We start from the raw sequence: 25,378 nt of genomic DNA, 5'->3' as shown, positions 1-25,378 counted from the left end.
AGCGGCCTTGGACGAATAACTTCTTCTATCACGATTGCGCACGTTGGCGTTTTCACACAGCCAAGGTCGCAAGCAGCCTTTCGGCTCCCGGCTGCTTATTTCGCTTGAGCATCGGGAGCGGACATTATCGGCACCGGTCGAGAGGTCTGAGATGGGCCGATTGTGTGAAAAAGGCCGCTGTTGCGACGCGGAGGGATCAGTGATTCAGTCTGTCTAATTGGCACAGCCTGTTCGACTTGCGGATGCCCCATCATGATCTTCAGTCCTGGCGTTGTTCTATGAGTTCTCGCTCGATAGGCATATTCCCGCCGACACTTGCTCCGGTCGATCGATAGATTTGTCGACCTTGAACACAGGTCAGGCAGGATTTGGCACCCTTCTGCAGCAGTATCGGTCGACCTTCGATCGATCCCGAGCTGATGATTCGGATGCTACTGATCGGTTACTGCTTCGGCATTCGATCGGAGCGGCGCCTGTGCGATGAGGTTCACCTCAATTTAGCCTATCGGTGGTTCTGCCGGCTCGGTCTGGATGGCGCGGTGCCGGATCACTCGACATTCTCTAAGAACAGGCATGGCCGCTTCCGGCAGAGCGACCTCTTCCGTCGCGTATTCGAGAGCGTGTTGCGCCGCTGCATCGAGGAGCGACTGGTCGGCGGAGAAGGATTCGCCGTTGACGCGAGCCTGATCAAGGCCGATGCCAATCGGCAGAAGGCGTGACCTCTACAATAGCAGCAGCCTGACAACAGGTTGTTCGGCTACACGTCCAGTCTGTCCGAGATGGGAGGCTCAACTTTGATACTGCGCAAAGCCCCATCGGGCCAGCCTGACCCCTTGGGGCTGGAGGGGACAAGTGCGGGGCCAAGCGGTCCGACGGCTGGCGCCTGAGGCGCCATGCAATTGGAGGCTAGTCCCAGTCGGCGATATCCCTGTGTTCACTTGTGGCCAGGAACAGGTATTTGTAATGTTCCGGCCCTGAACGTCGTCAAGGGCACAGACTTCCGCTCTTATCCGCTGGCCTTGTGAGGATATCAAGCAGAAGGGCTACCCATGGCATCCATCACCCGTGACATCGCCGGATGCGACCGGTTCTTTACCTTGATCCAATGCTTCTGCCGGCCACCGCGGTAAGGCCGATCGCGATGTTTGGACATAAGGCCCTCAAGTCCCATACGACAGGCGGCAAGGAACAGGTCGGGGCCGATCTCGCCGCGCTCGAACGGTGCCACTGTAATGCCATCCGGCCGCCGTGCTAGCAGCCTCTCGAGGTTTGTTTTACGGAGGTGCAGAGGCAGAGGGCGCAAGTCATCGCCGCCCAGCGCAAGAATGTCGAAGGCGTAAAGCTGGGCTTCGTGATCGTGCTTGCGGGAGTGCAGCGCGTTGAAGTCGCTGATGCCGTCCACCCCAAGGATCACGTGCGGACTGTCGCGGCGCAGCCGCGGTACTAGAGCAGCGCCCGCGGCCTTTTTTTGGCACCTTTCGCCCCCGTGACGTATTTGGTGCTCATGGGCGACAACGATGCTGACAGATACCTCGGCCAAGCGAAAATCTGCCTAGACGAGGCGCAGAAGGCAACGCGTGTTGCCGACAAGGAGGCGTGGCTGAAGCTGGGCGAAGAGTGGATGGCCATGGCGGAGAAAGCGCAGCGAGAGACCCCTCATGAGCATTAAAGCGGTGAAGGATGCAGCGGGTTCATATTGTTCGGGTGATCACTGATAGTGGCGAGCGCCAGATATGGCTTGCGGCAACCGCTCGGGACAACGCAATTGACGCGGTGCTCGAGGCCGTCCCTGAAGGGTGGGCGGCTAGCCTTGTTCAGCAGGAGCTGGGGGCTGATGACGCCGCAGCCCTGAACATGCAGCCCTGGGGAAGTCAGGCAACATAAGGTGTCGTAGGTTCACTGGCTGGAAATCCCGCTTCGCGCTTTGTTCGCATGCACCACAACCTAAAAATTAAATACGGTTGTAAAGGAACAGAAGGAGTGCGGGCTGGAACGTGCACCCGCGTGTCAGCATTACTGACGCATGCCGCGCTACTTCTTCCATGTGACCCACGAACGCCACGAACCTGACCTTGAGGGCGAGGAGCTGCCCGACAAGCACGCCGCTTGGCATGAAGCGACGGTGACGGCTGGGCAGATACTCCAAAGCCTCGACGGGAAGCTAACGCCGGCCCGTGGATGGCGGATGGAGGTAGTGGACGAGTTCCAGAACACCCTTTACGTCCTCCACATCCACGCCGAGAAGCCGAAGTAAGACCGCTTCAGCGGGCGGCCTCCCGGCCCGCTCGGAAGATCTGGCATAGAGGAACGACTCTCCGGCCAGCAGGATTGGGATTTCGGTCTGTGGCGCGAACTAGACGTGCCATCCACCCGGGACGGTCCGTCGTCAGACGCGCGTTTGGCGATGGGCCGGTTCTCGCATTCGGCGCAATCTCTTCCCTAGGAACTACCGGCAAGCCTCGGGCTTGGTGCTGTGCTCCGGCTCCATGTCCCCCCTGCGGGCCGGGGTAATTCCCAACGGCCCCAGTCGCCGCCAAATGGCTGGGGCCGTTTTTTGCGGCTATCGCGTACGATGGCCCGTGATTGCAAGCCGCGGATCTCCGCGCTCGAAGTCGGGCCGCGCGTCGGCGCCTCGACTGCCGCAGCGCTGACATACGAAGCGGGGCTCAAGTCCGAAAGCCGTACCTCGTCCGGCCAGGAGGCCCCGTCCAGGGCTACATGATGCCCGCAGTGGGAGTAGACCTGGATGCCGCGCAAGCCCATCTCACGCATCTGGCCGAAGGTGATCTTCATCGGCCGGCCGTGTACAGAGCATCCAAGCGCGAGGCCGACGGGAGTCAGATTATCAATCCCTTAGGCATCGGAACGCGCGAGAGCTACTGCGCGTCGTGGGGTGGAAAAGCGAGAAACCGGCCCGTAGTTCTGCGGATGCCTCGCGAGATTGTGTCATTGCGTGGGCGGCTCATGCAATCCTTAAGGCGGCTCGGAGGAGCACTCCGGACCGCCCCTGGGGAGCCAACTCGGTGGGTCATGCGAAGGCCGGCGTCGTAACCGCCGGCCTTTTGCTTTTCACCGAGCTCCGCATTGGTCAGAGCTAACCGTGGCGGACCAAGGCAGAGCGCCAATGAAGCACCGAGCACGACGATTGTGCCTCAAGCGGTTTATGTACGGCATCACGAAGTGGCGACCTCCACACCGGAATTCCACGGGGCCTTGCCCGTGCGGCACGGGCGGGACAGGGTCTGAAAAGTATCTTGCGGCCTGGTTTTGCTGACGTCATCCGAGACTCCTTGCGGGCGCCCATAGCAAGCTTCGCATTCTCCGGTCTGTTCGATCATTGCGATCTCCAATCAAGGCCGGATGCCTCGGGCGAACGAGAGACCGAACTGGCGAAGCCAACAACGCACAACAGCTTGACGACAGGGCGCCGGCAGGAGTCTGATCGGCGGCATGGGTGACACCAGCACGACATCGACGAGCTCGCGCGCATGGAGCAGCGGTGCCGTGACCTGGAGGAGGAGAGCAGGGTGCCCGGCGAAGCCGGTGCGCTGCTCGAGATAGCCGAAAACTACGGTCGAGAGGCTGCGAAAAGGACCGTGGTCAGAACCGTAGATTGCTCCCAGCGCAGGCGGAAAAGCAGAGCAATTTCAGAAAGGTTTGACACACACCCCTTCCGCCATAAATCGCCCTAAGTTCCCTTCCTGGGGTGGCACGCTCCTTGCCAATTGGACTTGCCCAAGCATGGAGGCGTGCACCGATGGCACAGCGAGTTCGTATCTTAAAGCAATCCAAGTCCGGTTTGACACATATTACCCGCGAGCTGGTGAGATTGCTGGACGCGATCGAGGAGCTCGAGGAACTGAGAGAAAGGGTCCGGCTCGCGGAAGCCGCTCGCGTGTTGCACTAGCCTTCGCTGGAAAGCCTCCATCCCCCTTCTTGGCGCGCCTCGGCGCGTCAGTCCCGCAGGTCGGAGGAAACGGTTTCCGATCGGAGCGTCATGCGGCGGTTGACGCAGCGTTTCGCCCGGGCATGCGACTGAAACCAGTCTCAACTCTTCCTATCACCGCCCTTCAGCGCGTCCCACGCCGCCTTGTTTGCCTGATCGAACGCCTTGCGGGATTCGGCGAGGGCGGCGCTCATCACCGACCAGGACTCGCTGCCCGCCTGCTTCAGCTTTTGCAGGCGTGCCTCGGCTTCGGAGGCGTCGGACTTCATCTGCTTGAGCGCAGCGTCGACGTCCGCGGTGCGGGCAGCAGTGACCTTGCCTGCGGCCTCGCGGAATTTCTCTGCGGCTTCGCCCCAGGCCTTGGCTTGCGCAGCCGCAAGATCCCTGAAGGTGGCCTGCTGCTGCTCGAGCTGTTTGCCTGCGCCTTCGAAGTAGGTCTTCATCTGGGCTTCAAATCCAACCCATTGCCGTTCCAGCTCGGCCTTGGCATCCGCCCACGCGGCCTCACCTGCCTGCGCCTTGGCCTTGAGCAGCGCCTGAAACTCGTCGCGGCGCTTGGTCAGATCGGAGAGGAGCTGATCGGTCTTGACCTTGGACTCAGCCTTGGCCTGGCCGGCCTTGACCTCGAACGAGGCCAACGCGGCATCCATCTCGTCGATCCGCTCCTTGGCCCAGTTGAGATAGAAATGCATGCTGCTCTGCTGTGTCATGCGGCCTCCGTTGATTTGTCGAGGTCAGTTTTCCAGAGCTTCGGCTTGCTGGTATTGACCTGTCTCAATGACGCTATGGAAGGAAGCGCTGCGTGCTCGGGCCACGAACGGTCGAAACTGCGCGGGAACGCTACTGACTCCGAGAGATTAGCCCGACAGGACGCTTCAAAGCGGGCAACGCATGTTCTTCTTTTTCTCGAACCGGCTGGGATGTCTCGGCTCGTTGCTGATCTCCGGCCTGGTCACGGTGGCGCTGCTCTTCCTGCTCGGAGTAGTTCGGTTCTGATCTTCACCGCGTGGGATCCAACCATCCTCTCCGCCTTCGATCGTGCTCCCTCAGGAACCTGGCCTCGGCTCGCCTGTTGTCCGCACGCGCGACCACATGGAGAGCAGCCTTGGAAAGCACCATCATTGGAGAATTCGACACGCGCCGCGGCGCCGAGCTTGCGGTTGAGCATGTCGTGCAGGAATGCGGCGTGCCGCGAGGCGACGTCTTCGTCCAGCCCGTCGGCGATGCGAATACGGTGGGAACACGCCCGGCAGGTCCCGACGTCAAGACTGCGCCCGCGCCGGAGGGGCGGCAGAAGCTGGAAGGCCTGATCGAGGTTTCCGTCGATTTTCACGGCGACGCCCCTGAGAAAATTGTGGAAGTGTTGAGGAGCGCCGGTGCGAAGTTTGTCCGCACCAAATGACGAATTGTGCGATGGGCCCGGTGAGCGCCGGATGTGCGGCGTTCGCATCGAACCGCAGCCGTTGACGGCGTGGAACCCCTTGAGCCTCCAGCGTTTAGACGCAAACGCGAATTGCGAGGTCCACCTGCTTCAGAGCGCATCGACACTGACTCCCGGCGACACCGTCTGGCGACGGTGCAGGGCGCGGCGCGTGGCGGTTCTGAACGATGCCGCCGCCTATTTCGCAGCCCTGCGGGAGGCCCTGCTGGAGGCGCAGGACCTCGTCTACATCATCGGATGGGATATCCATAGCAGGACGCGCCTGGTCGGAGCCGCGGGACGTGCGGATGATGGCCTGCCTGAGGAGCTTGGTCCCTTCCTGCGCGCCCTGGTGCAGCGCCGGCCCGCCTTGCGCATCAATATTCTCGTCTGGGACTTCGTCTCGTTTTACGCCTCCGAGAGGGAGTGGAATTCCGCGGCGAAATTCATCGCCGACACCGACGGCCGAGTCCGGTTTCATCTGGACGCCACGCTTCCGTTTGGTTCGGCGCAACACCAGAAGATCGTCTGTGTCGACGGATCACTGGCGTTCGTCGGCGGCCTCGATCTGACGATCAGGCGCTGGGACACGAGTGACCACCGCGCCGACAACGCCATGCGCTGCGACCCTCAGCGCAAGCCGTATCCGCCGTTTCACGATGTTCAGTGCCTCGTCGACGGCGAGGCCGCGGAGCAGCTGTTCGCCCTCGCGGAGCAACGCTGGCGTGCGGCAGGCCAACAGGTCGATGAACGGCCCGCGCTGAGGAATGGCCGCTGGCCGGCGAGCGTGCCTGTCGAGGCCGAGCATTTACCGGTCGGGATCGCCAGGACCGAGGTGGTCTGTCCGGCAGGCTCGACCATCAGGGAGGTCGAACGCTCCTTCATTGCGGCGATCCGGTCGGCAACGAGCTTCGTGTACATCGAAAATCAGTTCACCAGCGCGACCAGGATGGCGAGCGAACTGGCGGAGCAGATGCGTCGCGTGCCGTCGCTTCGGGTTCTGGTCGTCGCCCCGAAACTGCATTCCTCGTGGCTGGAATCCCAGGCCATGCAGAACGGCCGTGGCGCCTTCATCGACTGCTTCAGCGCGGCTGGCGTGGCCGATCGCATCCGCTTCGTTTACCCGGTTTCCCGCAGCGGCAACAAGGAAGCCGCCGTGATGGTGCACAGCAAGCTCATGGTCGTCGACGACAGGATCCTGCGGATCGGCTCGGCCAATTTGAACAATCGTTCCATGGGCGCCGACAGCGAATGCGACCTGATTTTTGAAGCTGAATCCGAGGAGCATCGGGATTTCATCGCCTCCGTCCGCCGTCGTCTCATCGCTCATTTCTGCGATCTCGACGAGCACTCCGTTACGCAGAACGAGCATCGGCTGTTCGCTCTGCTGGACCAGGTGTCGAAAACGGGTGGGGCGAAGACGCTGCGAAAAGTGGAGGCCTCGGTTCTGACCAGCACGCTGGCCACCTTGGTTCAGCCGGTGGCGGACCCTGAGCTGCCGCTTCATCTGGAACGCGCGGCATCGCGCATGTGGAGCACGAAGACGATCATCGGGATCGCCTCAATCGCGCTGGCGCTTCTTGGACTGGCGCTGGCCTGGTCGTACACGTCCTTGAGCGATTACGCCGATGCGGGTTATCTCTCGTCGTTCCTGTCTGCCTATGCGCAGTCCGGCTGGGGACCGCCATTCGCGATCGCGGCCTTCGTCCTCGGCGGGCTGGTGATCTTTCCGGTTCTCGTGCTCATTGCTGCGACTGCTGCCGCACTTGGGCCATGGCTGGGTTTCGTTACCGCCATGGCGGGCGTCTTGCTCAGCGCGCTCATGCTTTTTGCGATCGGACGGTTCCTGGGCCGAGAACGGCTTCAGCGCTTGCTGGGACGCCGCGCCGCGCGCATCCAGGAACGGGTTGTCGGCAAGGGAATTTTGGCCGTCGTCGTCATCCGGATGATTCCGATCGCACCGTTCTCGCTGGTGAACGTCGCGGCTGGCGCGAGCACGCTGCCGCTCCGTGACTTCATGGTTGGAACGCTGCTGGGCATGATGCCCGGTATTCTCGCCATGGCCGTTCTGGGAGCGCAGATCGCAGATCTGGCCAGGAATGCGTCCTGGAGCAACATCGCGCTGCTGGCACTGGCGTTCCTGAGCTGGCTCGGGATCTGCGCGGGCGCACAGTTCGTCGCGACCTGGCTTGCCGGGAGACGTTGATGCCGGTGCGTTTCATGACGTGGAATGTGCACGGCACCTTCAATCTCAATCCGACGTTCGATCTGGAGGGGGTTTGCTCGATCATTCGCAAATGGTCGCCGGACGTCGTCGCGCTTCAGGAGGTGGATTCCCGATCGCGGTCGGACGATCCGTTTGCGAAGCTGGCACGGGTCGTCGGCGATCATGGCGTTCATGCCAAGTCGATCGTCACGGAGGACGGTGACTACGGGCAGATGCTCATGAGCCGCTTTCCGTTCTCCGGCGTGCCCGAGATCGTCGACGTGTCCTATCGGGAGCGAGAGCCGCGCAGGGCGATTGCAACGGGATTGCAGACGCCTTTCGGCGAATTCCGCGTGGTTGCCACGCATCTCGGCCTGAGCATCCACGAGCGTTACGAGCAGGCTCAGGCGCTGGTGAGCCTGGTGAAGCCAGAAAGAACCGTCGTGCTCGGCGATTTCAACGACTGGTTCTGGGTGAAATCGGTGCGGCGCGTGCTCGCGCAGGTCTGCCCGAACCGGACGCGGCTGCGCACCTTTCCGGCGCATCTGCCGTTGCTTAGGCTCGACCGCATCTATGCAACGCGGGACAGCCGGTTCGGGAAAGTCTGGACCGACGAGGAAGCGCGCGCCTATTCGGACCATTTGCCTGTGATGGCGGACATCGCGATCTGATGGTTCCTGCGGTGGATCACGTCGCTTGCGGCTCGCAGATGCCGCTGTTTGCCCGTCGGCAATGGACGTCGCTGAGAAAAAAGCGTTGCAGAAGAGGGGCTTAGCTACTGTGCATGGGGTTGTTTTCGCGGAACGTCATGACCGGCCGACCGTCTCGGCCGGAACTTTTTCCTGGCAGCCACGTTCACTTGGCATGACTGAAGACCTTTCCTTCCGACGCAAACCCCTGACCCCCGAACAACGCCACGCCCGCGATGCGGCGCGCCGGATCGAGGCCGAAAAGGCCATGCGCGACCACGAAGCGGCGCAGAAGGCGTTCTACGCCAACAAGGAACGGCTGAAGGCCGAGCGGCTGGCGCGTGAAGCGGCGGCGGCGAAAGGCTGAGCAAACGCGCTTCGCCGCCCAAGCTCCCAAATCGCTTCTCCCGCGGCGGCCGACTTAGTGCCGCTTGGCCTTTGCGCTCAAGGCCAGCTTGAACGCCTGGACCGCGTCCGCAAAGACCCCGCGAGGCAATTGGGCCTCGATCGCTTCGGCCGCGATCCGACAATCGTCGGCGACCTTCAGCAGTCCGCTTCGCGTCAGGTCCATGGGGGAGAGGGCGGCCTGCTCCAGGCAGACCCGTTCAAGCCGTCGAAACTCCCGCAGCTCTCTGTTCATGCGTCAGCTCTCGATGTCTCTGGCGCCATCCGTCGCTGAGTCTGCTTAACGAATGGTAAACATTCTCAGCTTGGCCGAGCTGGCTGGCGCGGGGCTCGCGCCGCCTGTGCACCGGCCTGGCGGGCACTTCGGCAGGCTTGACGCAGTTCGGCTTCCGGGAGGAAGCTTCAAATGATCCTAAACTGACCTGAACCACGGAGACGTTCGCTCCCAGCAAGTCCGATTCTCATCAGCGAAGCACAATGGAGCTGACCATGACCACGTTCGACAAGCGCGAGCAGGGCTTTGAAGCCAAATTCGTCCACGACGAGGAATTCCTGTTCAAGGCCACGGCGCGGTCCAACAAGCTGCTCGGGCTGTGGGCCGCAGGCCAGCTCGGGCTCAGCGGCGATGCCGCGGCAAGCTACGCAGCGGCACTGGTGACGGACCATCTGGAGAGCCGGACGATGGACGATGTGGTCGGCAAGGTGTCGGGCGATCTCGCCGGCAAGGGGATCGCGCGCGAGCAGGTCGCCGCGAGGCTTCAGGAATGTCTGCACCAGGCATTGGCGCAGCTGGAAGCGGACCGGCCCTGAACCGGCAGCAGCGCTTCATTCGGCGCGCTTGCGCATTCCGGACTCGCTGAGCTTGTCGACATAGGCGATCCCGAGCGCCGAGACGATGAACGTGATGTGGATCAGCACCTGCCACATCACGCCGGTCTCGGTGAAGCCGGCGCGGTTGGAGCCGAGATTGCCGGCCTCGATGAAGGTGCGCAGCAGCGCGATGGAGGAGATGCCGATGATGGCCATGGCGAGCTTGATCTTCAGGACGCTCGCATTGACGTGGCCGAGCCATTCCGGCTCGTCGGGATGGCCCTGGAGGTCGAGCCGCGAGACGAACGTCTCGTAACCTCCGACGATCACCATCACGAGCAGATTGGAGATCATCACGACGTCGATCAGCGCCAGCACGCTCATCATGATCTGCTGCTCGGTGAGGTCGAGGGCGTGCCAGGAGAGATGCCAGAGCTCCTTGACGAACAGCGCGATGTAGACGCACTGCGCCACGATCAGTCCGAGATAGAGCGGCAGTTGCAGCCAGCGCGAGCCGAAGATGATCATCGGCAGCAGGCCGAGCTGCGGCGAGGGCGGGCGGGGACCAGTTGTTGTCTCAGGCTCAACCGACATTCGGGCAGCACCCTCGCATCGAGACGATCTTGCCGTCATGTACCCCGACAAGATGGCTGGCGGAAGACGTGACGCGCGCTCCCGCCTTCCGCAGGCTGGGCCGTTTCGTGCTAGCGTGCCAACCGGCCGTCGGGGGACGGCGGCGAGCGGGAGGTGGGGGTGTCTCTGAGCGGCTTTGGCAAATGGTCCGGCGCAATCGCATGCGCTGGCGCCATGCTGGTCGGTGCAGGCGGCGCCGAGGTCTCCGCGACGCCGCTGACGCCGTTTCGCTATGAGGCGCAGGCTCAGCGTCATTGCCCGCACGACAGGGTGGTCTGGCTCGACTTCAGGAAGGGCGTCTACTACCGCAAGGGGCAGAAGCGTTACGGCCAGGGCTTCGATGGCAGCTTCGTCTGCCAGAACGAGGCCCGCGGCAGCTTCTACCGCCGCTCGCTGTTGGGTCTGCGCTGAGCGGCGCGTGGTGGCCGGCTGGCGGACACGTCGGCTATTTCGGCGGTGTCGGCCTGACCGGCACGTGCGGGGAGGTGCTGATGACCCGGGGACTTCCATCCGGATAGGTGCGGTCGCCGCGGATCAGGGATTCCAGGACCAGGAAGAATTTCTCGGCAAGCATGTGCGTCACCCTCGTTGGTGATGGCCTCTTGCAATAGGTCGAGGCGCCGCACGCAATAATTCAATCAACTGAATGGGAGCGGAGCACGGGTCTGCTTGCTGCGCTGCAATGGAGCCGCGTCGGGAAACGAGCGGATTGGAAAGGAGGACAGTGCGGCTCAGGCAAACGCCAGCGCGACGAGACTCGAGCAGAGCAGCACCAAGCCGCCGGCAGTCAAGGCCAGGAAGCCATCGGATACGAGGTCATGGTTACGCATGGGACACCTGCCGCTCTCGTGTTCGATGCGCGATCGGATCGACTAAGACCGTCCGAACGCGCTGCATTGAAAGAGGTGATGCTTGCCGTCCGCGCGCGTGCCTTCAGGCCCTCGTGCGGTAACCCTCGAACGCATGGGCCAGGAAGATCCCCGCGCTTACCAGACCCATCAGTGCCGAAACCGTCTCGATCATCGTTAAATTCCAAATCCCGCCCTTGCATCCGAGAGAACGCGTGCGGCCTTGCACAGTCAAAAGAATTTCGGTGAGCGGCGCGACAATGGGGGTGGGGTGAGGATTTGGCGCAACAGAATGTCCAGCACTGGCACAGCGCGGGTGCCATCGTCCCGTAGAACAACGGAAAAATGCGAACGTCCCGTTTACCATCCCGGCGTGATCGCCGTGGGCTCCCCATTTCCGCCGCGTTCGGGTTGCGTTATCCTTACCACGTCCGATGCGGTGGTGGGCCGCCTCGGAATTTGAAGGACCGGACAGCGCTCCCCGTCGCCAAAGCGGGTTGGGTACGCCTCCGGCGAAGTGGTATTTGGGGCGCATGGGGATCCGTCGGTCAGATTCGGTTTTGCGGGCCGCGCGCGGTGTTGCGGCGGTCGCGACCTGCCTCGCGCTCGCCAATTGCGCCTCCTCGAACAAGTTCGCCAGCCGCGTCGATCCGAAATACGGCGTGTCCTCGAGCCCGCGCGTCGTGGCCTGGGGCGACCCGGTCCCGAAGGGCGGCGGCACCTACCGCGTCGGCAAGCCCTATGTCGTGGCGGGCAAGACCTACGTGCCGGAGGAGGACGTCAACTACCGCGCCGAGGGCATGGCGTCCTGGTACGGCGATGATTTCCACGGCCGCCTGACGGCCAACGGCGAGGTGTTCGACATGACCTCGCTGACCGCGGCGCATCCGACCCTGCCGATGCCGTCCTACGCCCGGGTCACCAACGTCTCCAACGGCAAGTCGCTGATCGTGCGCGTCAATGACCGTGGGCCCTATCACGGCAACCGCCTCATCGATGTCTCGAACAAGGCCGCCGAACTCCTTGAATTCAAAGGCAATGGCGTCGCCAAGGTCCGGGTCGAATATGTCGGCCGGGCGCCGCTCGAAGGCTCCGACGACCGTCAGCTTCTCGCCACCCTGCGCACCGGCGTTCCGGCGCCATCGCCCTCGATGGTCCGCGTCGCCTCGGCCAAGCCGTTCGTGCCTGAGCTGCCGTCCTCGACCCGCGGCGGCCTTCGCGGCGAGGTCCCGATGCCGGAGGGGCGGCCGTACAATCTCGGCAGCAGCTCGGCCGACATGGCCTCGCTCAATGCCACCTCGGAAATGTCGGCCTCGAGCCGCAGCCGGGGCCGGACGCTCCAGAACGCCCGCGCGGTGTCCTATGACGAGGACGGCCGCTACGCGAGCGAGAGCGCGACGGACGGCGCCGCCGAGGCCCGCAGTATCCTGAGCGGCCGCGGCCTCTACTGAGCCGTGCTCTCCTTCAAGAACGTGATGAGCGCCGCGTTCACCTCCTCGTGCCGCTCCTGCTGCACCCAATGGCCGGCGCCCTCCAGGATCAGCTTGCGCTTGAGGTGGGGCAGCACGCGCTCGAGCTCGTTGACGCGCTTGGCCCCGATCAGGCCGGTGATCACCGCGTCTTTAGAGCCTGCGATGAAGAGGGAGGGCTGGTGGATCTGCGCGTCCTGCCAGGGCGCGGTCAGCTCCCAATTGCGGTCGATATTCCGGTACCAGTTCAGCCCGCCGCGGAAGCCGGACTTGCGGAAGCTTTCGGTGAAATAGGCGAGGTCGGCCTCGCTGAGCCAGGCAGGCAGCGGCTCCTCGGCGGTCGCATGTCCGAGAAAGCCCTTGCCCTCCTGCACGAACATGGCCGCGGTGGGATCGGCGAGGCCCCGTCCGCCGAGGACGATGCGCATGGTGCGTGCGACGTCCCGCTCGAGCTCGGCCTCGGCGACGCCGGGCGTCTGGAAATACTGCCAGTAGAAATTGGTGACGCCGCCCTGGCGCAACAGGTCGAGCGGCTTGCCGCGGCCGCGGAACGGCGGCGGCACGCTCAGCCCCGCGACGGCCGTGAAGATATCGGGCCGGAACAGCGCTGCGTGCCAGGCGACCGGTGCGCCCCAATCGTGGCCGACCACCATCGCCTTGCTCTCGCCGAGCGCCTGGACGAGGCCGACTACGTCCCCGACCGTATCGAAGATCGAGTAGGCGTTCACATCGAGTGGCGCCGCGCTCTGGCCGTAGCCGCGCATATCAGGGGCGACGACGCGAAACCCGGCTGCGGCAAGTGCGGGGATCTGGTGGCGCCAGGAGTACGACAGTTCCGGCCAGCCATGGCACAGCACCACCAGCGGTCCCTGGCCGGCTTCGCGGACGAACAGCTCGACCCCGTTGGTCTTGATCATGCGGGTTGAGGACATTCGCTTTTCCGCCTTGTTTCAGGGGTTTGGTCGAAAAACATGAGGCGCCACGATAGGGGCGCGGCGAGAATCGTGCAATCTCAGGGACAGTGTCCAACCGCGTGTTGTTCGCATCTGTTCCAGCTGTTAGAACGCCTTCCTCAGGGCTTCGCCATGGCACTTCGTCTTCCTTTGCTTCGTCGCAACTGGCTCACCGCCGGAACGCTGGCGCGCGGGCTGATTGCGACCGTTTTGGTGGCTGGGATCGGTTGGGGCGGGGCACTCTATGCGGCCAACCAGAGCGTCCAGGGCGCCAAGAAAGCGGAAGACGCCGGCTTCGATGGCGATGCCCCGACCGCGATCCTGATCGAAGCCTCATCAGGCAGCGTGCTGTTCGAGAAGAACGCCGACGAGCTGCGCGCGCCTTCGAGCATGATGAAGCTGATGACGGCGGAGGTCGTTTTCAACGCCATCAAGAAGGGCGACATCAAGCTGACCGACGAGTACCGGATCAGCGAGAACGCCTGGCGCAGAGGCGGCGCCCCCTCGGGCGGCTCGACCATGTTCGCCGCCATCAACAGCAAGGTCTCGGTCGACGATCTGCTGCGCGGCGCGATCGTACAAAGCGGCAACGACGCCTGCATCGCGCTTGCCGAAGCCATGGCGGGCAACGAGCGGATTTTTGCCGTCGATTTCATGACCAAGCGCGCCCGCGAGCTTGGCATGACCAAGTCGACCTTCGCCAATTCCAACGGTCTGCCCGATCCCGGCAACAAGATGACGGTGCGCGAGCTCGGCATGCTCGCCCGGCACATCATCCTGGACTTCCCTGAATTCTACAAATTGTTCGGCGAGAAGGAGTTCACCTGGAATAAGATCCGCCAGCCCAACCGCAATCCGCTGCTCAATTCGATGGAAGGCGCTGACGGTCTGAAGACCGGCTACACCAAGGAAGGCGGCTACGGCATGGTCGGCTCTGCCGTGCAGAACGGCACGCGGCTGATCGTCGTCGTCAACGGACTTGAAGATCCCGAGGACCGCGCCACGGAAGCCAAGAAGATGCTGGAATGGGGTTTTCGCAATTTCGAGACCCGCACCCTGATCGCGGCCGAGCAGCCCGTTGGCTACGCCAAGGTGTTCGGCGGCGAGAGCCGGTCGGTCAAGCTCGTCGCCAAGACGCCGGTGAAGGTGATGGTGCACAAGAACGGCAGCGACAAGCTGATTGCGCGCATCGTCTATAGCGGACCCGTGCGCGCGCCGGTCGAGGCCGGCCAGCGGGTCGGCGTGGTCAGGGTCTGGCGCAGCGGCAACATCGCTGTCGAGACGCCGGTCTATGCCGCCGAGGCGATCAGCACCGGCTCGACCATGCGCCGCGCGATCGACGGCGCCAGCGAGCTCGTGATCGGCATGTTCCGCGCAGGTGCCGAGAAGCTCTGATCATGAGTGAGAGCGCTGCACAGCGGCCGTCCGGACGGGGACGCTTCGTCACCTTTGAAGGCGGCGAGGGCACGGGCAAGTCGACCCAGATCCAGAAGCTCGCCGACCGCCTCACGGCGGCCAAGCTTCGCATCCGGGTCACGCGTGAGCCGGGCGGCTCGCCGGGCGCCGAGATCATGCGCCATCTGGTGCTGTCGGGCATGGGCAAGCTGCTCGGCCCCGAAGCCGAGACACTGCTGTTTGCCGCCGCGCGCGATGATCATGTCCGCACCGTGATTCAGCCGGCATTGAGTCAGGGCGTCTGGGTGCTGTGCGACCGCTTCGCCGACTCGACGCGGGCCTATCAGGGCAGCCTGGGCCGCGTACCTGAGGGCCTGATCAACGCCATGCAGCGGGTCACCATCGGCGATCTCAAGCCGGACCTCACTATCATCCTCGACTTGCCGGTCGAGATTGGCTTGCAACGCGCCGCCGCGCGCCGCGGCAGCAGTACGCCTGACCGGTTCGAGGCCGAGAAGCTCAGCTTCCACGAGGGCTTGCGCGAGGCCTATCGCAGGATCGCGGCGGAGGATCCGGCGCGCTGCGTGCTGATCGACGCCAATTCCGATCCGGACACGGTTGCCGCGCGGGTCTGGACAGCGCTGCGCGAGCGCCTGCTGCCAACGCCTGCGTCAGTGGTGTCGGTATGAGTCCGCGTCAGGCCGAGCGGGAAACCGCCATACCGCATCCGCGCGAGACCTCGCAGCTGTTCGGCCATCGCGAGGCGGAGGCTGCGCTGCTCGATGCCTATCGCAGCGGGCGCATTCCCCATGCCTGGCTGATCGGCGGACCGCAGGGGATCGGCAAGGCCACGCTGGCCTATCGGATGGCGCGCTTCGTGCTCGCCCATGCGCAGCCGTTGGCGCCGGCCGTGCAGCGCGCCGAGAGCCTTGCGATCGATCCCGACGACGCCGTGGCGCGGCAGGTGGCGGTCGGCTCACATGGTGGCCTGCTGACGCTCGAGCGCACCGCCAACGAGCGCGGCGTGATGCGCACCGTGATCACCGTGGACGAGACGCGCGAGACGATCGCGTTCTTCGGCTCGACCGCGGCGGCCGAAGGCTGGCGCGTTTGCATCGTCGACACGGTCGACGAACTCAATCCAAACGCGGCCAACGCGCTTCTGAAGATTTTGGAGGAGCCGCCGCAGCAATCGCTGTTCCTGCTGGTCAGCCACGCGCCCGCGCGCGTGCTCGCCACGATCCAGTCGCGCTGCCGCAAGCTGCGCCTGCGGCCGCTCGCCACGAACGAGGTGATCGACGCTGCGGCTTCAGCGGCCGGGCTCGATCCGAACGATGCCGCGCTGCGCGAGGCGGCCGAGGCGTCCGAGGGCAGCGTCGCACGGGCGCTGACGTTGCTCGGTGGCGACGCCCTGAAACTTCAGCAGCGCACGGCGGCGCTGCTCGCGCGCCTGCCGCAGGTCGACCCGCGCGAATTGCACACGCTCGGCGATTCGCTTGGCACCAGCGACCGCGTGGCGCTTGCGGCTTTCATCGACGGCATCGACCGCTGGATTGCGGAGCGCCTGCATGCGGATGAGGCCAACGCCAACCAGAACCTGCCGCGCCTTGCGCGGCTAGCTGAGGTATGGGAAAAGATCGTCCGCGCCGCGCGCGACACCGAAACCTACAATCTGGAGCGAAAGCCCTTGGTTTTCTCGGTGTTTGGCTGGCTGGCGGACGCAACGCGCTAAGCGCCGAGCCGTTTCCAAAATTCGAGAAGCCGGTAAAGGAATTCGTGGTGGCAACGCGAGCTAAGAAATCCGTCAAACGCAAGAGCGGCAAGAAGGCTGCGAAGAAGGCTGTCAAGAAAGCCGCGAAAAAGGCCGTGAAGGCGCGCGCGAGCAAAGCCGCCAAGAAGGTCAAAAAGACCAAGAAGGATGCCGTCAAGAAGAGCGTGAAGAAGGGCGCAGCAAAGAAGGCTGGCAAGAAGGCCGCGAAGAAGCAGGTCGTCGCCAAGAAGGCGGTAAAGAAGGCTGCCAAAAAGCCGGCCAAGGCTCCGGCGAAGAAGGTCGCGAAAGAGGCGACTGCGCCTGCTGTGGCCGCCGCGCCGGCTCCCGTCATCACGCCTGTGAAGCCAAAGCCGACGAAGCCAAAGGCCCCGCGTGCGCCAAAGCCCGTCGCTTCGCCGCAAGTTGCCGCGCCCGCGGTCGCGCGCGACAATGTCTTCTACATCACAACCGCGATCGCCTATCCCAACGGCAGCCCGCATATCGGCCATGCCTATGAGGCGATTGCGACCGACACGCTGGCGCGCTTTGCGCGCCTCGACGGCAAGGACGTGTTCTTCCTGACCGGCACCGACGAGCACGGTCAGAAGATGATCCAGACGGCGGCGAACGAAGGCATGTCCGCTGCCGCGCTCGCGACGCGTAATGCCGGCCGCTTCAAGGAGATGGACGAGCGCCTGGACGTGTCGTTCGACCGCTTCATCCGCACCACCGAGGAGCAGCACCATCGCTCCAGCCAGGAGATCTGGCGGCGCATGGAAGCGAGCGGCGACATCTACGCCGACACCTATTCGGGCTGGTACTCGGTCCGCGACGAGGCCTATTACGCCGAGGACGAGACGCGCGTGAACGACGACGGCGTGCGGCTCGGACCACAGGGCACGCCGGTGGAATGGGTGGAGGAGAAGAGCTATTTCTTCCGCCTGTCGGCCTACCAGGACAAGCTGCTCAGGCTCTATGCGGACCACCCCGATTTCATCGGGCCGGATTCCCGCAAGAACGAGGTGGTGAGCTTCGTCAAGGGCGGCCTGCGCGATCTCTCGATCTCGCGCACCACGTTCGATTGGGGCGTGAAGGTGCCCGGCGACGAAGAGCATGTGATGTATGTCTGGGTCGACGCGCTGACCAACTACATCACCGGCGTCGGCTTCCCCGACGAGAGCGACAAGAACTGGCGCTACTGGCCGGCCGATGTGCACATCATCGGCAAGGACATCATCCGCTTCCATGCGGTGTACTGGCCCGCCTTCCTGCTCTCGGCCGGCATCCCACTGCCGAAGCGCGTCTATGCCCACGGCTTCCTGTTCAACAGGGGCGAGAAGATGTCGAAGTCGGTCGGCAACGTCGTCGATCCCTTCAACCTGGCCGAGCAGTACGGCGTCGACCAGATGCGCTACTTCTTCCTGCGGGAGGTGCCGTTCGGCCAGGACGGCAACTACAATCACGAGGCCATCGTGGCGCGCATCAATGCCGATCTCGCCAACGATCTCGGCAACCTCGCACAGCGCTCGCTGTCGATGATCGCAAAGCAGCTCGGCGGCGTGCTGCCTGAGCCCGGCGAGTTCAGCGACAACGACAAGGCGATCCTTTCGATGGCCGACGGCATGATCGCAGCGTCGCGCGAGGCCATGGCGACGCAGCAGATCCATCAATGGCTCAACGCCGTCTGGGCCGTGGTCGCCGAGGCCAACCGCTATTTTGCCGGCGAGGCGCCGTGGGCACTCGCCAAGACGGATCCCGCCAGGCAGAAGACGGTGCTCTACGTCACCGCCGAAGTCGTGCGCCAGATCGCGATCCTGGCTCAGCCAGCGATGCCGACCGCCTCCGGCAAGCTGCTCGACAGCCTCGGTATCCCCGAAGCCGAGCGCAACTTCGCCATGCTCGGCGGCGCAAAGCGCATCGCGCCCGGTTCGACGCTGCCGGCGCCGACGCCGGCGTTTCCGCGGTACATTGAGCCGGCGGCCTGAAGGCGTTCGCACGATGCTGGTCGACAGTCATTGCCATCTGGATTTTCCGGACTTTGCGGAAGATCTCGACGGGATCGTGTCGCGGGCGCGAGCCGCCGGCATCGCGCGCATGGTCACGATCTCGACGCGGGTGCGGCGGCTAAAGGACTTGCTCGCCATCGCCGAGCGCTATGACGACGTCTATTGCTCGGTCGGCACCCATCCGCATCATGCGGACGAGGAGGACGGCATCGCGCCGGACGAGCTGATTGCGTTGACCCAGCATCCCAAGGTCGTCGCGCTCGGTGAAGCCGGGCTCGATTATTTCTACGACAACGGCTCGCCGGAAGCGCAGGCGAGGGGCTTTCGCGCCCACATCGCCGCCGCCCGTGCCACCGGCCTGCCGCTGGTGATCCATACCCGCGAGGCCGACGAGGACTGCGCGCGCATTCTGGAAGAGGAGGCGGCAAAGGGATCGTTTCGCGCCGTGCTGCATTGTTACACGGGCGGGCGCGAGCTGGCGCTGAAGGCGGTGTCGCTCGGGCTCTATATCGGTTTCACGGGAATCCTGACCTTCAAGAAATCGGAGGCATTGCGCGCGCTCGCAGCCGAACTGCCGCCCGACCGTATTCTGGTTGAAACAGACTCGCCCTATCTTGCGCCCGGCAAGTTTCGGGGCAAGCGCAACGAGCCGGCCTACGTGGTCGAGGTCGCAAAAGTACTCGCCGAGACGCGCGGCGTGTCGCTTGACGAGGTTGCGCGCCAGACCAGCGAAAATTTCTTCCGCCTGTTCTCGAAGGTGAAAGCTTGAGACTGGGAGCCACATGACGCTGACGCTGACGATCCTGGGCTGCGGCTCCTCCGCCGGCGTGCCGCGCCCGGCGCTCGGCTGGGGCGCCTGTGATCCCAACAATCCCAAGAACCGCCGTCGCCGCTGCTCGCTGCTGGTCGAACGGACGTCCGAGCACGGCACGACACGCATCGTGATCGACACCTCGCCGGACCTGCGCGAGCAATTGCTCTCGACCAATGTCGACCACATCGACGCGGTGTTCCTGACGCACGAGCATGCCGACCAGACTCACGGCATGGATGATCTGCGGTCGGTCGTCATGCACATGCGCCGGCGCATTCCGACCTATTTCAACCAGTCGACCGCCAAGGACATCCTGTCGCGGTTCTCGTATTGCTTCATCTCGCCCGAGGGCAGCGATTATCCGCCGATCCTGACCCGGCATTCGATCGAGGCGGGCGAAAGCCAGACCATTCTGGGGAAGGGCGGCGCCGTGACGATGACTGCCTTTCTGGTGCAGCACGGCAACATTCCCGCGCTCGGCTACCGCATCGGGAATGCGGCCTATACGCCGGACCTCAACGATATCCCGCGCGAGAGCTGGGGCGCGCTGGAGAATCTCGATCTCTGGATCGTCGACGGCCTGCGCTACACCAGCCATGTCAGCCATTTCAGCATCAACGATGCGCTGTCCTGGATCGAGCGCTTCAAGCCGAAGCGCGCGGTCATCACCAACATGACCGCCGACGTCGACTACGAGGTCATCCGGCAGTCGCTGCCCCCTGGCGTGGTGCCGGCCTATGACGGGCTGCGGCTGGAGACGCACTAAGGCGAGCAAGCATTCTGGTCAGTGAAACGTTAAAGCATGATCCGGGCAAGCGTGCAGCGATTTGCGAAACGACCATGCGCGAGCCATGAGCTGGGGCGCGGTTAGGATCCATCCCGATCCGATCGCGCTTAGCCAAGCCTAGATGAACCAGGAAGCGACGAGGCCCGCCGTCGCCGCGAAGATTGCGCCCACCGTGATCCACGAGAGGATGTTGAGCGGCAGGGTGTTGACTTTATCACCCATGATTTTGCGGTTGTTTGTCATCAACAGGATGAACAACAGCAGCGGCGGGGTCGAAAAGCCCTGTACGATCCCGGAATAGACCAGCGCGCGCATGGGATTAAAGCCAATAAAATTCAGGACAACCGCAACCAGCGTAAAGCCGGCGATCACTGCATAGAATTTCTTGGCCTCCTTGGGACGCGCGTGCAGGCTGCTCTTCCAGCCTATCACCTGACAGAGATCGTAGGCCGCGCCGGTGGTCATGATCGGCACAGCGAGGAAGCCGACTGCGATAATTCCGACCGCGAACAGGATGCCTGCTGTGTCCCCGGCGATCGGGCGCAAGGCTTCGGCGGCCTGTGCCGCCGTGTCGATATTGGTTTGGCCCGCCTTGTGAAGGGTGGCGCCGGTCGAAAGGATGATGAAATACATGATGATGTTGGAGAACAGCATTCCGGTCAGGATATCGTTGCGCGATCGGCGCAAATCGCCCTGCGTCGTTCCGCGCCGCTCCTCCAGCGTGGTGCGTCCCTGCTGGATCTTCTCCTCGACCTCGACATTGGATTGCCAGGTGTAGAGGTACGCCGACAGGCTCGTGCCGATAATCGCAACGAGGATAGAGAGAAATTCGCCTGAGAATTGCACGGTCGGAACCAAGGTGCCGCGCAGCACCTCCCACGGGTCCGGCTTGGCGAGAAGGGCCGAACCGACATAGGCAAACAGCACCAAGGCGAGCCATCTGAAAATGTTGCGGATGGTCTCGTACGAACCCCAAACCTGAAGCGCGAGAATCGCGAGGGCGACGCCGGACACGATGACCGGAGCAGGCAACGGAACGAACAGTCCGAGCGCTGCTGCCATGCCTCCGAGATCCGCGGCCGCTTCGATGGTGTTCCCAACCAGCACGCCTATCAGCGTCGGCCAGAGGACCCAGCTGGAATAATGATCTTTGATGACGTGAAACAGCCCCTTGCCGCTGACCTGCCCGAGCTTGGAGGAGAGGTAGACGACCGCGAACATCATTGGAAACGTGATGGGGGCAGTCCACAACAGCGATGTTCCAAATTGCGCTCCGGCGCTCGCATAGGTTCCTATGGCCGAGCAATCGTCGTCAGCGGCTCCGGTGACCACACCGAGCCCGAGCGAGCGCGCGAGGCCACGCCGCTTCGGGTTTGGTGAGGGAGCTTCAGATTGTTCGCCGTCGTTCTCAGCCTTTGGCAACGTGCATTCCGAGCGTGGTTCGGGAAAGGTCGAACACCAATGGTCCCGCATGCGAGAGGTTCCTCCGCGACACGCGTTTCAGTCGTCAGGCTCACGTGCAAGCGGGAGCCCTGGTGTGGCTGTCGACAAGGATGCTACCAGAGGCCGTCAAAGCCTGCCCCGGGCTGCGGCGGGATGCGTCTCCGACGTGTCCTACGCACAATCATCGCGCGGGCGGAGACTTTCAGATCCTTTTGTGAGGCCGCGAGAAGCTCACGCTAAGATCGCCTTCGCGGAGTCCACCCGGTTACGCAGCAGGAATTTCTGGATCTTGCCGGTGGACGTCTTCGGGATCGGCCCAAACACGACGGCCTTCGGCGTCTTGAAGCCGCTCATGTGCGTTCGGCAGAACGCAATGATCTCGGCCTCGGTTGCGCTCGCGCCGTCCTTCAGCTCGACGAAGGCGCAAGGTACTTCACCCCATTTCGGATCGGGCTTTGCCACCACGGCGGCGAACAGCACGGCCGGGTGCTTGTAGAGGACGTCCTCGACCTCAACGGAGGAGATGTTCTCGCCGCCGGAAATGATAATGTCCTTGGAGCGGTCCTTGATGATGACGTAGCCGTGCTCGTCGAGCACGCCGAGATCGCCGGTGTGAAACCAGCCGCCTTCGAACGCTTCCTTGGTCGCCTTCTCGTTCTTCAGGTAACCCTTCATCACGATGTTGCCGCGGAACATGACCTCGCCGATGGTCTCGCCGTCGCGCGGCACCTCCAGCATGGTTTGCGGGTTGATCACGGTGACGGCTTCCTCGAGCGGGTAGGGCACGCCCTGCCGGCGCTTCATGCGCGCGCGCTCGGCGGGAGGGAGCTCGTCCCAGCCCGGCTGCTCGGCGCAGACGGAGGCGGGGCCGTAGACCTCGGTCAGGCCGTAGACATGCGTCAGCTGGATGCCGATGCTTTCGGCGCCTTCGAGCACGGCGACCGGCGGCGCAGCGCCCGCGATCAGGCCGACGACGCGGCGCGCGGCATTGCCTTTGGGCGCATCGGGGGCGTTGATTAGCGTGTTGTAGACGATCGGCGCGCCGCACATATGGGTCACGCCCTGGCTCTTGATCAGCTCGAATATCTTTGTCGGCTCGACCTTGCGCAGGCAGACATTGATGCCGGCGGCGGCCGCGATGGTCCACGGAAAGCACCAGCCGTTGCAGTGGAACATCGGCAGGGTCCAGAGATAGACCGGATGCTGGCCGAGATTGCCGGCGAGGATGTTGCTGACGGCGTTCAGATAGGCGCCGCGATGATGGGTGACGACGCCCTTGGGATTGCCCGTCGTGCCCGAGGTGTAGCTCAGGGCGATGGCGTCCCATTCATCGCTTGGCGTGATCGGCGCGAAGCCAGGATCGCCTTCGGCGACCGCCGTCTCATATTCGATCTCGCCGATGCGCTTGCCGCCTTTGAATGCGGCGTCGTCGACGTCGACCACCAGCGGCTTGGGGCCGGTCATCTTCGCCAGCGCGTCGCTGATGACGCCTGAAAACTCGGGGTCGACAAGGATGATTTTCGCGCCGCCATGGTCGAGCTGGAACGCGATCGAAGGTGCATCGAGCCGGATGTTGAGTGCGTTGAGCGCCGCGCCCGTCATCGGCACAGCGAAGTGCGCCTCGTTCATCGCGGGAATGTTCGGCAGCATCGCCGCCACGGTGTCGCCGACACCGATGCCCTTGCCTGCCAGCCAGGACGCAAAGCGCCGGCACCGTTCATAGGTCTGCGCCCAGGTGAAGCTGCGGCCTTCATAGACCGTGCTGACGTGATCGGGATAGACGGCGGCGCTGCGCGCGAGGAAGCTGAGCGGGCTCAGCGGCACATAGTTGGCTTGCGTCTTGTCGAGGCCGATATTGTACGGGTTCGGTCGCTCACTCATCGACACCCTCCTTAAACCGCATCAAAGAAATCCGATCGAGATCCAGGGGAAGATCGCGACGATGATCAATCCCACCAGCAGCGCCAGCAGATAGCCCCAGATCGGCTTGATGCCTTCGGCCGGATCGACGCGTCCGATGGCGCAGGCGGCATAATAGCCGACGCCGAAGGGCGGGGCGAATAGCCCGATACCCATGGCCAGGATGATCACCATGGCGTAGTGCACCTCGTGCACGCCGACGGCGCGGGCGATCGGGAACAGCAGCGGTCCGAACAGCACGATGGCCGGAATGCCCTCCAGCACGCTGCCGAGGATGGTGAAGGCCAGGATGGACACAGCGATGAAAGTCGCAGCCCCGCCAGGCAAACCGGTCATGGCCGCCGCCAGCGAGCGCGAGAAGCCCGATTGCGTCAGGCCCCAGGCCATGCCGGTGGCCGTGCCGATGATCAGGAGGATCGCGCCCGACAGTGCCGCGGTCTCGACCAGCATCGGAAACAGCCGCCGCCAGTCGAACCGGCGGTAGACCAGGAGGCCGACGAGCGCGCCATAGACGATGCCGATGGTCGAGACCTCGGTGGCAGTCGCGATGCCCTCGACCACGGCATAGCGGATCACGAAGGGCAGCGCGAGCGCGGGCAGGGCGATGACGAAGGTCTTGCCGATCTCGGAAGCCGTGGCGCGGCGGACATGGCTCATGTCCTCGTGGCGGTAGCGCCACCACACCAGCATGCAGAGCGTGACCGCGAGCACGACGCCGGGCAGCAGGCCTCCGGTGAAGAGAGCGGCGATCGAGACGCCCGTCACCGAGCCGATCGTGATCAGCACCAGGCTCGGCGGAATCGTCTCGGTCTGGGCGCCTGTTGCCGCCAGCAGCGCGACGAGGTCGCCGGGCTTGGCGCCGCGCTGTTTCATCTCAGGGAACAGCACGGGCGCGACAGCGGCCATGTCGGCGGCCTTGGCGCCGGAGATGCCGGAGACGAGGTACATCGCGCCGACCAGCACGTAATGCAGGCCGCCCCTGATATGGCCGAGCAGGCTTGCCAAGAACGCCACCATGGCCCGCGCCATGCCGGTCATCTCGATCAGCAGGCCTAAGAACACGAACAGCGGCACGGAAAGCAGGATGAGGTGGCTCATGCCCTCGTCCATGCGCCCGACCAGCACCATGACGGGCGTGCGCGTGGTCAACGCGAGATAGCCGAAGATGGCGAGGCCAAAGCCGAACGCAATGGGAACGCCGGCAAAGACGCAGAAGCCGGCAACGCCGACGAAGAAGATGACGAGGTTGAGATTGCCGAGCGGCCGCAGGAGCGGCTCCGCTAGCCAGAACAGGCCGATCACGATCGCAACCGACAGCACGGCGGCGGCGACCATCCGGTAGTCGGCCGCGCGTAGCAGCCGCAGCAAGGCAAAGGCCGCCATCAGCCCGACGCCGGCCGGTAGCGCGGCGGCGCGCCACATGTTGGAGATCTGCAGCGCCGGCGTGGTGATGTAGCTCTCTTCGTAGGCATAGTCGCAGGACGGCCAGACGATCAGCGCCAGGAATGCCAGCGCGGCCGAGGTCGCGACCAGATCGAGATAGGCTCGCATCGCCGGCCTGGCGCTCGCGACGATCGCGGTCATGCGCATATGCTCGGAGCGGCGGAATGCGACCGCCGCGCCGAGCATCGCGAGCCACAGGAACAGGATCGAGGCGAGCTCGTCCGACCAGATCAGCGGCCGGTGCAGGCCGTAGCGCGCGACCACACCGGCAAACAGGATCACGATCTCGGCGACGACCAGGGTCGCCGCCGGGATTTCGACGACGAGACCGAGCACGCGCTCGAGCGAAGTCAGCAGCGAAGGTCGGCGAGGGGATTGCAACGTCACCTCGCCCACCGCTTCGGTCACCTCGATCTCGACGTGAGCCATAACGGACCCAAC

Annotated in this window: 23 protein-coding genes and 1 pseudogene; 15 read left to right on the top strand and 9 right to left on the bottom strand. The window is 63.9% G+C overall.

Annotated features, from left to right (window positions below; genetic code table 11):
- Positions 1-265: 265 nt before the first annotated feature.
- A pseudogene (locus XI05_RS02210) lies at positions 266-713 on the top strand (transposase); the annotation flags it as partial.
- Between the two features lie 317 nt (positions 714-1,030).
- On the opposite strand, the gene XI05_RS02205 reads toward XI05_RS02210, so the two are convergent.
- Positions 1,031-1,540, bottom strand: a complete 510-nt coding sequence (locus XI05_RS02205) for an ATP-dependent DNA ligase (protein WP_271498349.1) — start codon at positions 1,538-1,540, stop codon at positions 1,031-1,033.
- A gap of 483 nt (positions 1,541-2,023) precedes the next feature.
- Here XI05_RS02205 and XI05_RS02200 point away from each other — a divergent pair, with 483 nt between their 5' ends.
- Positions 2,024-2,254: a DUF6894 family protein gene (locus XI05_RS02200; protein WP_104461401.1), complete on the top strand. Its 231-nt coding sequence runs from the start codon at positions 2,024-2,026 to the stop codon at positions 2,252-2,254.
- Positions 2,255-4,047: 1,793 nt separating this feature from the next.
- On the opposite strand, the gene XI05_RS02190 is transcribed toward XI05_RS02200, so the two are convergent.
- On the bottom strand, positions 4,048-4,656 hold the full coding sequence (locus XI05_RS02190; RefSeq protein ID WP_271498348.1) for a hypothetical protein: 609 nt from the start codon (positions 4,654-4,656) through the stop codon (positions 4,048-4,050).
- A 395-nt stretch (positions 4,657-5,051) separates the two neighbouring features.
- On the opposite strand from XI05_RS02190, the gene XI05_RS02185 reads away from it, so the two are divergent.
- The 4 genes from XI05_RS02185 to XI05_RS02170 all read left to right on the top strand — a co-directional run bounded on the left by XI05_RS02185 (position 5,052) and on the right by XI05_RS02170 (position 8,628).
- Positions 5,052-5,348, top strand: coding sequence for a hypothetical protein (locus XI05_RS02185; protein WP_172788929.1), 297 nt, complete (start codon positions 5,052-5,054; stop codon positions 5,346-5,348).
- Between the two features lie 190 nt (positions 5,349-5,538).
- Entirely contained in the window at positions 5,539-7,572 is a 2,034-nt protein-coding gene (locus XI05_RS02180) for a VTT domain-containing protein (protein ID WP_271498347.1), read from the top strand.
- Complete coding sequence (locus tag XI05_RS02175) at positions 7,572-8,243, top strand: endonuclease/exonuclease/phosphatase family protein (protein WP_271498346.1); 672 nt, start codon at positions 7,572-7,574, stop codon at positions 8,241-8,243. The genes XI05_RS02180 and XI05_RS02175 overlap by 1 nt, the downstream gene beginning before the upstream one ends.
- A 193-nt stretch (positions 8,244-8,436) precedes the next feature.
- Complete coding sequence (locus tag XI05_RS02170) at positions 8,437-8,628, top strand: hypothetical protein (RefSeq protein ID WP_035999201.1); 192 nt, start codon at positions 8,437-8,439, stop codon at positions 8,626-8,628.
- Positions 8,629-8,682: 54 nt separating this feature from the next.
- Here XI05_RS02170 and XI05_RS02165 read toward each other — a convergent pair whose 3' ends face one another.
- Positions 8,683-8,901, bottom strand: coding sequence for a hypothetical protein (locus tag XI05_RS02165; protein ID WP_212257083.1), 219 nt, complete (start codon positions 8,899-8,901; stop codon positions 8,683-8,685).
- 254 nt (positions 8,902-9,155) lie between these two features.
- Between XI05_RS02165 and XI05_RS02160 the strand changes: the two genes are divergently transcribed.
- On the top strand, positions 9,156-9,476 hold the full coding sequence (locus XI05_RS02160) for a DUF1476 domain-containing protein (protein ID WP_271498345.1): 321 nt from the start codon (positions 9,156-9,158) through the stop codon (positions 9,474-9,476).
- Positions 9,477-9,491: 15 nt separating this feature from the next.
- Here XI05_RS02160 and XI05_RS02155 read toward each other — a convergent pair whose 3' ends face one another.
- Complete coding sequence (locus tag XI05_RS02155; RefSeq protein ID WP_172788933.1) at positions 9,492-10,070, bottom strand: TIGR00645 family protein; 579 nt, start codon at positions 10,068-10,070, stop codon at positions 9,492-9,494.
- A gap of 159 nt (positions 10,071-10,229) precedes the next feature.
- Here XI05_RS02155 and XI05_RS02150 point away from each other — a divergent pair, with 159 nt between their 5' ends.
- The gene (locus tag XI05_RS02150) at positions 10,230-10,520 is read left to right on the top strand and encodes a hypothetical protein (RefSeq protein WP_271498344.1); all 291 of its coding nucleotides are present in this window, start codon (positions 10,230-10,232) and stop codon (positions 10,518-10,520) included.
- A 34-nt stretch (positions 10,521-10,554) separates the two neighbouring features.
- Here XI05_RS02150 and XI05_RS02145 read toward each other — a convergent pair whose 3' ends face one another.
- A complete protein-coding gene (locus XI05_RS02145) occupies positions 10,555-10,683 on the bottom strand; it encodes a hypothetical protein (RefSeq protein ID WP_256375401.1) in 129 nt (42 codons plus the stop codon).
- Positions 10,684-11,490: 807 nt separating this feature from the next.
- Here XI05_RS02145 and XI05_RS02140 point away from each other — a divergent pair.
- A complete protein-coding gene (locus XI05_RS02140; RefSeq protein ID WP_271498343.1) occupies positions 11,491-12,408 on the top strand; it encodes a septal ring lytic transglycosylase RlpA family protein in 918 nt (305 codons plus the stop codon).
- Here the strand turns inward: XI05_RS02140 and XI05_RS02135 are convergent.
- Positions 12,402-13,358: an alpha/beta fold hydrolase gene (locus tag XI05_RS02135; protein ID WP_271498342.1), complete on the bottom strand. Its 957-nt coding sequence runs from the start codon at positions 13,356-13,358 to the stop codon at positions 12,402-12,404. The genes XI05_RS02140 and XI05_RS02135 overlap by 7 nt on opposite strands.
- Positions 13,359-13,511: 153 nt before the next feature.
- On the opposite strand from XI05_RS02135, the gene XI05_RS02130 reads away from it, so the two are divergent.
- Genes XI05_RS02130 through XI05_RS02105 form a run of 6 tightly spaced genes read left to right on the top strand, consistent with a single transcriptional unit; the run spans position 13,512 to position 20,110 of the window.
- Positions 13,512-14,774, top strand: coding sequence for a D-alanyl-D-alanine carboxypeptidase family protein (locus tag XI05_RS02130; RefSeq protein WP_271498341.1), 1,263 nt, complete (start codon positions 13,512-13,514; stop codon positions 14,772-14,774).
- A 2-nt stretch (positions 14,775-14,776) separates the two neighbouring features.
- Positions 14,777-15,463, top strand: coding sequence for a dTMP kinase (gene tmk, locus XI05_RS02125; protein WP_271498340.1), 687 nt, complete (start codon positions 14,777-14,779; stop codon positions 15,461-15,463).
- On the top strand, positions 15,460-16,506 hold the full coding sequence (locus XI05_RS02120; RefSeq protein WP_271498339.1) for a DNA polymerase III subunit delta': 1,047 nt from the start codon (positions 15,460-15,462) through the stop codon (positions 16,504-16,506). Before tmk ends, XI05_RS02120 begins: the two co-directional genes overlap by 4 nt.
- Positions 16,507-16,553: 47 nt before the next feature.
- Positions 16,554-18,509: a methionine--tRNA ligase gene (metG, locus tag XI05_RS02115; protein ID WP_271498338.1), complete on the top strand. Its 1,956-nt coding sequence runs from the start codon at positions 16,554-16,556 to the stop codon at positions 18,507-18,509.
- 13 nt (positions 18,510-18,522) lie between these two features.
- Positions 18,523-19,299 carry a TatD family hydrolase gene (locus XI05_RS02110; RefSeq protein WP_212257076.1) on the top strand — a complete coding sequence of 259 codons (777 nt, stop codon included), beginning with the start codon at positions 18,523-18,525 and terminating at the stop codon, positions 19,297-19,299.
- Between the two features lie 13 nt (positions 19,300-19,312).
- Entirely contained in the window at positions 19,313-20,110 is a 798-nt protein-coding gene (locus XI05_RS02105; protein ID WP_172788942.1) for an MBL fold metallo-hydrolase, read from the top strand.
- Between the two features lie 138 nt (positions 20,111-20,248).
- Here the strand turns inward: XI05_RS02105 and XI05_RS02100 are convergent, their stop codons facing one another.
- The 3 genes from XI05_RS02100 to XI05_RS02090 form a co-directional block, all read right to left on the bottom strand.
- Positions 20,249-21,553 (bottom strand): Nramp family divalent metal transporter, encoded by a 1,305-nt coding sequence (locus XI05_RS02100; protein WP_271498337.1) that lies wholly within the window; start codon positions 21,551-21,553, stop codon positions 20,249-20,251.
- 252 nt (positions 21,554-21,805) lie between these two features.
- Positions 21,806-23,455: an acyl-CoA synthetase gene (locus XI05_RS02095; RefSeq protein ID WP_271498336.1), complete on the bottom strand. Its 1,650-nt coding sequence runs from the start codon at positions 23,453-23,455 to the stop codon at positions 21,806-21,808.
- A gap of 21 nt (positions 23,456-23,476) precedes the next feature.
- Positions 23,477-25,366, bottom strand: coding sequence for a TRAP transporter large permease (locus tag XI05_RS02090; RefSeq protein WP_271498335.1), 1,890 nt, complete (start codon positions 25,364-25,366; stop codon positions 23,477-23,479).
- Positions 25,367-25,378 lie beyond the last annotated feature (12 nt).

It is taken from the genome of Bradyrhizobium sp. CCBAU 11357, from assembly GCF_028128865.1.
In the GTDB taxonomy this organism is placed as follows: domain Bacteria; phylum Pseudomonadota; class Alphaproteobacteria; order Rhizobiales; family Xanthobacteraceae; genus Bradyrhizobium.
This window is presented reverse-complemented; position numbering and strand designations above follow the sequence as displayed.